This is a genomic window from Anaerolineae bacterium (assembly GCA_025062375.1).
Classification (GTDB): Bacteria; Chloroflexota; Anaerolineae; order SpSt-600; family SpSt-600; genus SpSt-600.
Genome location: JANXAG010000049.1, coordinates 1 through 10,723 on the forward strand (window position 1 = coordinate 1; position 10,723 = coordinate 10,723).

8 protein-coding genes are annotated in these 10,723 nt (G+C 52.7%); 2 read left to right on the forward strand and 6 right to left on the reverse strand.

Going from position 1 to position 10,723, the window contains the following annotated elements; genetic code table 11:
- The first annotated feature begins 249 nt into the window (after positions 1-249).
- Complete coding sequence (locus NZ653_09340) at positions 250-2,769, forward strand: ATP-binding protein (protein MCS7287324.1); 2,520 nt, start codon at positions 250-252, stop codon at positions 2,767-2,769.
- Positions 2,745-3,608: a LysM peptidoglycan-binding domain-containing protein gene (locus NZ653_09345; protein ID MCS7287325.1), complete on the forward strand. Its 864-nt coding sequence runs from the start codon at positions 2,745-2,747 to the stop codon at positions 3,606-3,608. Before NZ653_09340 ends, NZ653_09345 begins: the two co-directional genes overlap by 25 nt.
- Before the next feature lie 62 nt (positions 3,609-3,670).
- Here NZ653_09345 and NZ653_09350 read toward each other — a convergent pair whose 3' ends face one another.
- From NZ653_09350 to NZ653_09375, 6 genes are all read right to left on the reverse strand, one after another.
- Positions 3,671-4,483: a hypothetical protein gene (locus NZ653_09350; GenBank protein ID MCS7287326.1), complete on the reverse strand. Its 813-nt coding sequence runs from the start codon at positions 4,481-4,483 to the stop codon at positions 3,671-3,673.
- Positions 4,484-4,510: 27 nt separating this feature from the next.
- Complete coding sequence (locus tag NZ653_09355; GenBank protein MCS7287327.1) at positions 4,511-5,626, reverse strand: Ldh family oxidoreductase; 1,116 nt, start codon at positions 5,624-5,626, stop codon at positions 4,511-4,513.
- A gap of 15 nt (positions 5,627-5,641) precedes the next feature.
- Positions 5,642-6,685 (reverse strand): dTDP-glucose 4,6-dehydratase, encoded by a 1,044-nt coding sequence (rfbB, locus tag NZ653_09360; GenBank protein ID MCS7287328.1) that lies wholly within the window; start codon positions 6,683-6,685, stop codon positions 5,642-5,644.
- A 26-nt stretch (positions 6,686-6,711) separates the two neighbouring features.
- Entirely contained in the window at positions 6,712-7,917 is a 1,206-nt protein-coding gene (locus NZ653_09365; GenBank protein ID MCS7287329.1) for a 2,3-bisphosphoglycerate-independent phosphoglycerate mutase, read from the reverse strand.
- 52 nt (positions 7,918-7,969) lie between these two features.
- Entirely contained in the window at positions 7,970-8,737 is a 768-nt protein-coding gene (locus tag NZ653_09370) for a segregation/condensation protein A (protein ID MCS7287330.1), read from the reverse strand.
- 15 nt (positions 8,738-8,752) lie between these two features.
- A partial coding sequence (locus tag NZ653_09375; protein ID MCS7287331.1) for a hypothetical protein occupies positions 8,753-10,723 on the reverse strand: 1,971 nt, incomplete at its 5' end.

A 10,723-nucleotide genomic window follows, 5' to 3' on the forward strand; every position in this document is an offset into this window, starting at 1 on the left:
AAGGGGCGGTCAGCCAACCCCTGCATCCAGCCCACGAGTGGGGTCCTAACTCTGGCAAACCCTATGCCCACGAGGGTGGGAAAAATTCGGGGGGTCCAGGGGGCGAAAGCCCCATGGCAAGGGGGCCGGGGGATGTGCCCCCAGAAACCTCAAAAGGGAGCAATCAGCTGAACTAATCTCCTGAAAGTCTGAACTTTTTGCGCTTATCGTTATGTTCGTAGTATAATTTGAACGAGGAGAGGAGCGAAAATGCAATTCCTTTACATCCTTGCCGAGAGAGAAGGGCTTTTCTTTTTTCATTTTTTCACCTTGCTGGCTCTCCAGGCAGGGCTGCTTTTAGCCTATAGCCTGAGAAAGCGGCCCGGGAATGAGGGGTATTTTCCCCCTTTTGTAGCCTTCGCTTCTATCCTCCTGATCCGAGTGTTGTTATTAACCGCACGGATTACTGCCCCTGCCTTCGGTTTTCAGGCCGTGCTTGTTTTCCCACCTTTAGAGCGTCTGGGAGAAATTTTCTCCTTGGCTTTTCTTCTGTGGGCGTTCGCCTTTCCAGCCTCACGCCCTGCTGTCCGTAATTCTTTTCTTTTCTTGATTTCCCTCATGGCAGCTTTCATTTACCTGGCTGATGCTTTCACCTGGATCTCCCAACCTGCAGCCCGCGAGTATAACTTCTCAATCAGGGCAATGATCTGGGGACTTCTGGGAGCCATCTTGGGGCTCGGAGGAGTTATGAGCGCCCTCATCGGGAGTGGAGATCCCCTCTCGGCAGGCTTTTTCCTCACCTTTTCCCTCGGACATCTGCTTCAAGCCCTCAACCCTCAGGGTGTTCAGGGAATGCCCCTATGGGTCCGCTGGGCAGAGATAGTGGGGTACCCACTGCTAGTTTTGCCCCTTTTAAGGGATTTTCTCAAACAGCTTCAAGTTCCAGAGTTATTCCAGACCGCTGAGGCCTTAAGCTTCGTTAAATTCTATGAGGCAGCCTCTAAGGGTACATTTTCCCTGGACCTCCCGGTTGTAATGGAAAACGTAGCAGTTGGAATAGCCAGAGCGTTTGAGGCACCAGGTAGTTTTGTGCTGATTGTGGATGATGAAAACCCTGAACTGGCCCACATAGCTGTCTTCTCAGGCGGAGGAATCAAGAGGTTTCAGGTAGCCTTGACCAGAAACCCCTTTCTTGAGGAGGCCCTTCGCTCTCAAGGGCCGGCCCTTGTGCAGGACTTCAGAACCCTGCATTCCTGGGAACAAATTCTGGGGGTAAAACCCCTGAGCCTTATTCTTGCCCCCGTAATAAGTCGCGATGTTCCCACAGGGCTCGTAGGTGCCTGGTTTGGCGAAGTTATGCCTTTCCTTGAATGGCAAGCCAGACTCCTGAGGAGCATCGTCAGAGAAATGCGCTTGGCCATTGAGCGGGCCAGAATTTATCGCTCTCTGGAAAGGAAAATAGAAGACCTTTCGTGGGAAATCCGCCGTAAAGAGAAAGACCTGGCCCGCTACGAAGCCATCATCAAGGAAGCAAAAGAACATAGGAAAGAAGAAGCCCGGGAAATTTTTGACCGCCTCGCTTTTCTGGAAAAAAGGGCTCGCGAACTGGAGGCCGAGCTGGAAAGAGCCCGGCGAGAAGCAGAGGAAGCCAAAGCCCAGGCGATGGCAGAAGCAACCAGGGCAAAAGCCCTTCAAGAGCAGTTAAAGGGCTTTGTGGAAAAGGGCAAGCCCTCGCACGAATTGCTCAGTTCCCTGCCCATAGGCCTTATAATGGCCGACTCTTCAGGTAAAATCACGTGGGGCAATGAGGCGGCTGAGGAAATCCTTGGGTGGCCCCTGAGAGAATTCTCGGGGCAACCTCTGTCAAACCTTGTGGAAGACCCCCGATGGCTTTCTGCAGTGGAAAAAGTCCTCGGTGGGGAAAGCCGGGCTGTGATTTCATTGGAATTGGGGAAAAAGATCCTGAGGGCTGAACTGGCCCGGCATGGGTCCGGTATAACCCTGGCTCTTTCCGACGTGACCGCTGAAGTGGAAGCCTTAAAGACCAGAGATCGCTTTATAGCTTCCTTAGCTTCCGATATCCGAAATCCGCTCTCTGTAATCATTGGCTACACCGAATTGCTCCTGAGCGAGAGCGTGGGCCTTGTGGGAGAAATGCAGCGTAACTTCCTCCTCAAGATAAAGTCTGCCGTGGAAAAACTCCACCGAATAGTAAACGATCTCCTCAACCTGGCGGCCATAGATAGCGGTTCTTTCTCCCTTAGATTCACCCTGGTGGAGGTGGAGGAGATTGTGGGAGAAACTGTATCCCTGGTTCGAGCTCAGATGGAATCGGCTGAGGTGAAATTAGATGTGAAAATCCAGGAAGGTCTGCCTCCAGTGGAGGTGGATTTTGAGAGCATGCGTTATGTATTAAGCACCCTTCTTTCCAATGCTATAGCCTGTTCTCCCTCGGGTAGCACCATACGCCTTGAAATTACTGCCGAACCCCCGGAAGGAGAACCCCACTACCTCAAAATTAAAGTGACAGATGCGGGAGGGGGGCTATCTCCTGAAGAGCTCAGCCAGGTTTTCACCCGCTTCGCTTTTCCTGACCAGGCCCTGATCCGGGGACTTGGAGAGAAAGGGGTTGGCTTGTCTTTGAGCAAAACTATAGTGGAACTTCACGGTGGACGCATCTGGGCTGAAAGCTCTATGGGCGTTGGAACCACTTTCTTCGTCCTTCTCCCACTCCGGCAAAGGAGATTTATTCCCGGAGAGAAAGAATGGAAGGAAGAGGATTCCAGCTGATCGCCGGTGTGGCCTTCGTGGCTTTCATCATCCTTACCATAGCGATCGCTTTCCTCCTGAGCTCGCAGGAGCAGTTCTACCCTACGGCTCCTCCTTCGCCCGGGGCCACCCCTACAGTTCCCATAGCTTCTCCTACTCCTTCGCCCGAAGCCACTCCTATAGTTCCCGTAACTTCTCCCACCCCTTCACCGACCTTTACCCCCACACTACCTCCAACTTTCACTCCCGCTCCTTACTGCCCACCCCCGTATGGTTGGAGCATTTACATAGTAAGACCGGGAGATACCTTAAGCTCAATAGCCCGTCGCTATCGCACCAGCGTTGAAATCCTGATGCACGCTAATTGCCTTTCCTCACCTTACATCATTCAGGGCCAAAAGCTCTACGTTCCGCCTTTCCCCCCCACTCCCACACCTGTTCCCACAATTCCCGTAATCTGCATTCCTCCGTATGGATGGAAACCTTATATAGTTCAGCCTGGCGATACCCTCTACTCTTTAGCTGCCAGGTTCAGAACCACAGTTCAAGCCATAATGCGAGCCAATTGTCTGCGCCGCTATTACCTTTATGCCGGCGAAATCCTCTATCTTCCTCCTATTCCTACTCCCACACCAACTCCCACTCGAAGGCCTTCTCCAACTCCAACCCGCACTCCCACAGTTACCATAACCCCAACTTTTACCCCAGTACCAATGCCAACTCCTTCTCCTGAACCCACTATACTTCCTACTCCTACGCCTACAGAAACCCCATCACCCGAGCCCTCTTTAACTCCCACCCCTTCATGGACCCCAACGCCTCCTCTCACTCCGACCCCTTCAGAAACTCCCGCACCTTAGTTTTTCCTGTCCATGACCTCAGAGGAGGAGGCCAGAGGGCTGGACCACGAACGAAATTTCGGCTATTTGCCCCGCCACCAGTCTTTCCGAGAACGAGGGTCCATGAAAGAACCAGCGTCCCTTATCGCCACTTTTATCTCGCTCCCGCGGGCTGTGGCAAAAGGCTGCTTTTTCCCTAAAGCCGGAAGGTAATACCTGCCCTGGGAATTCATCTCCCTGTAAAGGGCCACCAGGTTCGGATCAACGCATATATCTTCCAGATGAAGGGCATATCCTTCTGCAACGGTGTCCTTTCTCGTGTAAACCAGGGTGATCCTGGTTTCTTCAGCGTAGAGGACAAGAGCCGAGTAGCCCGGATAAATCTCGTAGCCCGAATAGGGCAAATGGATTAACTCTCTTGGCGTTGTCTTCATGCCCAAAAGTGTTACATCCCAGGTCATAATGGGCTCTCCCCTGCGGTTATTGGCCCAATCCCAATCGTAAACCCTGTATCCACCCACAAAATCCGGAACCCGGTCGTCCTGGAATAAGCCGTATAGCTGAGGAGCATTGGGATCTATGTCACCACCGTAATCCACAAGCCCAAGGTAAGCATAGGGGTTAACTATGTAACCCCTCACTGCCAAGTTCAAATCGGGGTGTTCGGAGGCCGGGATATGAGGGTGAGGAGGTGAGGCAGGAATCGTGCTATAAGAAGCTCCAGGGATTGGCCTGCAGGGTTCGCTTTTGGCCACCAAGGGTAGAAAGACAAAATGGGAAAACTCCCCTTGCTTTATAGAGGAAGCCCGGCCTTCAGCGAAAGTTTGCCGGGAAACGTCATAGCTTGTTAAAGCCAGAGAGGCCATTAGGGCACAGAGCCACAGAACTCGCCTCATTGGCTACCCCTATCTTGCGGAGAATTTTCAGGCCGGAAACTCCACTCCAAGCTCCTGGGCTATAGCTTTAAGGTTCGCCACCACTTTCTTGTCAAGGGGGATTCCTTCCCGGGCAAGCCGTTCGGCGGCTTCAAACTCTTTTTCTCCATGGATGTAAATGCGAGTCTGACCCTCAGCTTTAGGAGATTCCTTGAGGCGCTGGATAAGGTCATCCATAGCTGCTTTGAACTCATCCAAAGGCCTGAAAACATCGATCCGGAGGGCTCCGAAAAAGTGACCTATGTTGGATGGTAAAGGTCGGCCCTGCGCGTCTCTGGGATAAACTAAGTCGGCGTAGGCAGCTCCGGAGAGGACGCCGCAAAATATGTCCACTGCAAGGGCAAGGCCATACCCTTTGTGTCCACCCATTTCCTCCCCTGCGCCCCCAAGAGGAAGGAGCCCGCCTCCTCGTCGCTCCGTCAGATTTTTGAGGACAAGGCTGGGATCATCAGTAGGCAATCCTTTTTCGTCTGTAGCCCATCCCAGGGGCATTTTCTTCCCGAGCCTTTCATAAACTTCCAGTTTTCCCCTGGGAACAGCGCTGGTGGCCATGTCCAGCACGAAGGGGCGTTCTTTCCCAGCTGGCACAGCTATACTTATGGGATTGGTCCCCAACATCGCTTTCCGCCCGAAAGTGGGCACTACCAGAACATCCGCATTGGTGGAGGATATACCGATGAGGTCGTGCTCCAGGGCCATCATAGAGTAGTAGCCGGCGATACCATAGTGGTTGGAATTACGAACGGCTACAAGGCCAACGCCGTGCTCCAGGGCCTTTTGAATTGCCAGCTTCATGGCTCTGTAGCTTACCGGCTGCCCGAGTCCAGCATCGGCATCTATAGTGGCGGTGATGGCTGTTTCCCGCACAATTTTGATTTCAGGCCGGGCTTTCATCATACCGGTTTTGAGACCATTTACGTAACGGGGCATCCGAGCGACACCGTGCGAGAATATACCCCTTAAATCCGCTACCACTAAAACGTCAGCGGTTATAATGGCATCTTCTTCAGGAACGCCAAGCTTCATGAACACTTCTTGGCAGAAGGCTTTGAGTGGTTCGGCCTTTACAATTGCTCCAATGTCTTCGGGCCTTATTTCTTCCATGGCGTACCTCCCTAATTAAGGGGTTTCCAAGCGCTTGGCTGAAGCAAGCCTTTTCTCATATTGCTTGCGGTAGAATTCCATGTATTCCCCACTTTTGATTTTCCGCCACCACCACTGGTTCTCCACATACCAACGTACTGTCTCCGCCAGGGCTTCTTCAAAGTCATAACGCGGACGCCACCCCAACGTCCTTATCCTGGTGCAATCAAGGGAATAGCGACGGTCGTGACCAGGGCGGTCCTCTACGAAGCAAATAAGGCTTTCGGGTTTGTTGAGAAGCTTGAGGATACGGCGCGTTAACTCTAAATTTGTTAGCTCGTTTCCGGCACCAACGTTGTAGATTTCGCCGGGGCTTCCTTGGTGCAAAACCAGGTCTATGGCTTCACAGTGATCCAGAACGTAGAGCCAATCCCTGACGTTCAACCCATCACCGTAAAGGGGAAGGGGCTGGTCATCAATGGCATTGGTGATGAACAAAGGGATGATTTTCTCCGGATATTGATATGGTCCGAAGGTATTGGAGCCCCTGGTAATCATGACAGGCACCCCCCAGGTTTTGTGGTAAGCCAGGCACATGAGATCACCGCCGGCTTTGCTGGCAGAATACGGGCTTGAAGGGCTGAGGGGATCGCTCTCTTTAAAGGAGCCTTCCTCTATAGAGCCATAGACCTCATCGGTGCTCACCTGAACCATCCGGCTTATCCCAAACTTTTTGACAGCTTCCAGAAGCACGTAAGTTCCGAAGATATCGGTCTGGATGAAGGAACCAGGTTCAAAAAGAGACCGGTCCACGTGGCTTTCGGCTGCGAAATTCACCAGAAGCTCTATTTGGTAAGCCTTTACAGTTTCTTCCACTTTCCCAACATCGCATATATCGCCCTGAACAAAGGTGTAGCGGTCGGGGTAATTCTGGGCCACATCCTTCAGGTTGTCAAGATTGCCCGCATAAGTGAGCTTGTCATATACCACAACCCTGTAGTGAGGGTATTTCTGAAGTATGTAGCGGGTAAAGTTAGAGCCGATGAAGCCTGCGCCACCTGCGATTAGAATCGTAGTCATAGTTAAGGCCTCCTGCACTTTGGACTTTATGCCCCAAACCTGTTCAGCCTGAGAGCATAGGCGAGGGCTAACCTCATAAGATTTACCGCTGGCATTCTCCCTATGCTCCCCCTGGCGCAGGCTCTCTCCCCGAATTTTTCCAGCCCATCCGGGCGGACGTACCGGGAGTAGAGAAGGACAGGGACAGGATGCCAGCTGTGGCTCCTGAGGACGGAAGGAGTTGAGTGGTCGCCCGTTATGATAAAGACATCGGGGTTCAGGGCCATAATCCTTGGGATGTGGCGGTCAACTTCCTCTATCAGAGCAACCTTGGCTTCAAAGTTACCATCTTCCCCATAGGTATCGGTTTTCTTCACGTGGATGTAGAAAAAGTCGTAATCTTTCCAGTGGGCTTCAAGGGTTGAAACTTCATCGGCGAATTCCTCTCCTGTTTCCAGAACATCCATTCCGACAAGCCTCGCTACCCCTCTATACATTGGGTAGGTGGCGATGGCGGCAGGCTTGAGGCCGTAAACTTCCTGCATTGAAGGAAGCTGAGGGTTCCTGGAGAAACCCCTTAGAAGGAGCATGTTGGCCGGATGGTGGGGACGGAGGATTTCCCGAGCCCTTTCTATCCAGGCATTTACCAACTTTGCAGTCGCCTCGGCCTCAGGCTCCAGAGGTTCAACCGGCAAAGGCGGCAGGCCAATCCGCTGAGGGTCAGTTTCTGAAAGTTTATCCGAAAGGCCCGGGCCCCGAAATACCACCACAAACCTGTGCTCCTTGACAGGCTTGACAAAGATTTCAAGGCCTGGAAGCTCTATCTCTGAAAGTTTCTCGCAGAGCATTGCATTAAATTGGGTGTCTATGCGGCCTGCCCGCCGGTCAGTAACGAGTCCCATTTCATCCACAGTACAGAAATTGCCCCTGGCTGCAAGATCCTCTTTTTCCAGGGGAAAACCTATGCCTAAGGCCTCCAGCACCCCCCGCCCAATTTCGTAACGCAGAGGATCGTAGCCGAAAAGGGCCAAGTGGGCAGGTCCACTGCCCGGAGTTATTCCCGGCGCTATGGGATCCAGAAGGCCACATATGCCCTGCGAAGCAAGGCGATCCATGTTGGGGGTATGAGCAGTTTCCAGCTCGGTAAGACCTCCTGGTTCCTTGGGCACTCCCCCGAGCCCATCCAGCACCAGGAGCACGATTTTGCTCTCGTTCCGAAAAACCAATTCTTTGAGCCTTTCAAAATCCAACATGCTTCCCTCCTCCGGTGAGTTTAATAAAGTTTATCAGATTCTTGCCAAAGATTCAAACGGAGTGTGTGCTATTCCCGGAAACTTTCGCTACGTAAATTGGGCCAAAGAGGCCCTCCTGCCAGGCCATCACTTCCCCAAGCTTTATGAGCTCCAGAAGGGCCATAAAGGTAACTATCACCTCCTGGGGGTGTGGGCCATCGCTCAAAAACTCCCAAAAGAGCCTGCGCCTCTCGCCTTCCACAAGCTTCTGCCTTATGAATTCCATCTTTTCCTTTACCGTAACCTTTATCGGGCTAATCAAGGTTGAAACTTCTTCCCCCCTTTCCCGAAGCAGGAGCCGTCGAGCGCAATCCCTCAGATCTTCTATGGTGAAAGGGTTTGGAGGGAGAAGCTGGGCCTGAGGCTTTACAGGAACCGAAGCCCGCACGTAACAGCGCAGGCCTGCCAATTCCCGCTCTTCAAGGAAGCGTGCTTTCTCTCTGAAAGCTCTATATAGAAGCAATTGCCTGACCAGTTCCTCTCCTTCCGGTTCCGGCGAAAGAGCGGAAGGGGCTGGAGGCTGAGGGAGAAGATAGCGGGACTTCAAGGCAAGAAGCCTTGCAGCAATGGCTATGAAATCAGCCAGAGCTTCCAGCTCAAATCCTTCCGCACGATCCAAAAACTCTACGAACTGGTCGGCCACAAGAGCCAGGGAAACGGCCGTGATCTCAAGCTGATTTTTCTCTAAAAGGTAGAGGAGCAAATCAAGAGGGCCTTCAAAGGACGGCAGCTTTATAGGCCAGCTCAGCCAGGGCTTGAGAAAGCGCTGAAGAGTTTCCATCTCTCGCCTTCGCCCCTACCGCACTGAAATAGTCACGGGAACAATGGCAAACTGTTCGCCGGAAGAAAGACGCAGATGTTCCATTGATGGCCATTCATACCACCCGACTCGCAAGCGATAAAAGCCAGGTTCATTGATACCCTCCAGGGTAACCGGCACAGCTACTATTTCCCCCGGAGGCCAGTGATTGGTTCCCCAATAAGGGGGGCGATCCTGCTGCCCGCGCATTTGCCCTTGGGCATCGAGCCTGTGAACGAAGAAGACATAGGACTTTTTAACGGGAGAAATCGCCCGCCAGTAAAACCAGAGGGACCAGGGCTCACCCCGCTTGATACGAACTGGAAGCTCTACCCCAACCAGTTCAAGAGAACCTCCGAAGCGAATGGGCTCAGGAAGGCGAGCAGAAGCAGGCATCGGTCGGTTAACCAGCAACGTGGGAAGCAAATACCCATCATTTCCCTCATCAGTGATGAGGCACACCCCGGGATTCTTCGCTTCATAAAGCCCAACCTTTATATAATACGGGCCTGGCGGTAAATCCAACGGTATATGAAGGTGATGAACATCGCGAATGTAATATTCCCCCCTCCACTGGGAGGCCTTAGTAGGTACGTTACCAGGATCCATATGGTCGCTCTGAAAACGCAAGCGGTTCGGCCAGAGAGCCTCCAGGCCATGAACGTATACACTGTATCGGGTTTCCATTTCTCGTAAACCACGCCACCAGAGAGTCAGAACTACAGTATCCCCGGGCTTAGCTCTCCAGTTCGGAACAGATATCGTGTAGCCCAGCAGCCGGATTTGTCCACCAAAGTCCACATTAGCCCGCACTGCCATCCCGGGCGGCATATTAGGGTCGGAGCGAAAGCGAAACCAGCCAGTGTAGGGGTCCACGTAAAAGAATTTAAAGCCCGAAATCAGTACCCAGAATATCCCAAGAGCAACCCACTCTTTCCGGGACGGTATGGAGGAAGAAGCGATCTGAATTCTTCCTTTACACCTCCTCTCCCGGAACCGGTAAACGAGCCAGCGCACCAGGCCCAAAATCCATAAACCAGCGGAGAATACCTCCAGCAGCCGCCAGCTCCAATGACCGCAGAAACAGAGACGAACTTTGTGCCTGCCTGATGGAATCAGAGCATGCAGCAAGCCCAGTTCCCCTTCTGCCCAGGTTTCAACAGGATACCCATCCACCATCACCTGCCATCCAGGAAAGGCAAATACCCAGAAACGAAGGATGGCTTCCTCCGGAAGGTAAACCCGAAAACGCTGGTCCAAAGGATGCAAAGATAAGGGAATAGCCTCCGCCCCGGAAGGCAAAGAGCTAAAATCTAGGCGGATAGGCTCCTCCCCACGGCGGTAGGCTTCTTCCAGAGGCGAACCAGAAATTTTGGAGGCGGTCACCGTCCGGGGCAATAGCTCACCTACGCTGGTGAGGCCTATCCAATCTAAAATTCGGTCAATAGTATGCAAATCCGTCAAAGTGACGCGATGAAGCTGGATAAATTCGCCCGGAGGGTAAAGAAGCGGTGCTACGCCTACCACCAGGACAAAGCTTGCCAGAGCCGCTCCTAAAATGCGCCATCTTGGCTGTTTAAGCCCTTCAAGCCCTAAACCGATAAGCAATGCCGCCGGTATGCCCGTAACCCCCAACCATCGCCATGGGTGCTGTGCGTAGGGGAGGAGCGGCAAAAGCTCCCAGATGAAGCTGGAAGGCTCCATCATTAGCCATATTATTCCACCCAGGCCCAGCCACGCTCCCACTGCCAGAATCCGCTGATGGCGAGTGTACCTTCCCCAGCCTATCAGAGAACCCAAAGCGAGCATCACCTGGTGGGCCCCAAGAGTCAGTACATCCTCCGGATTCCCTTGACTCTGATCTCGCACCAGAACGAAAGAAAATAGGCGTTCGGGACTCAAGAAATGGCCTCTGAAATCAAAATAGCCTTCCAATACGCGAGTTAAATGCACCAGAGGACGGTCGTG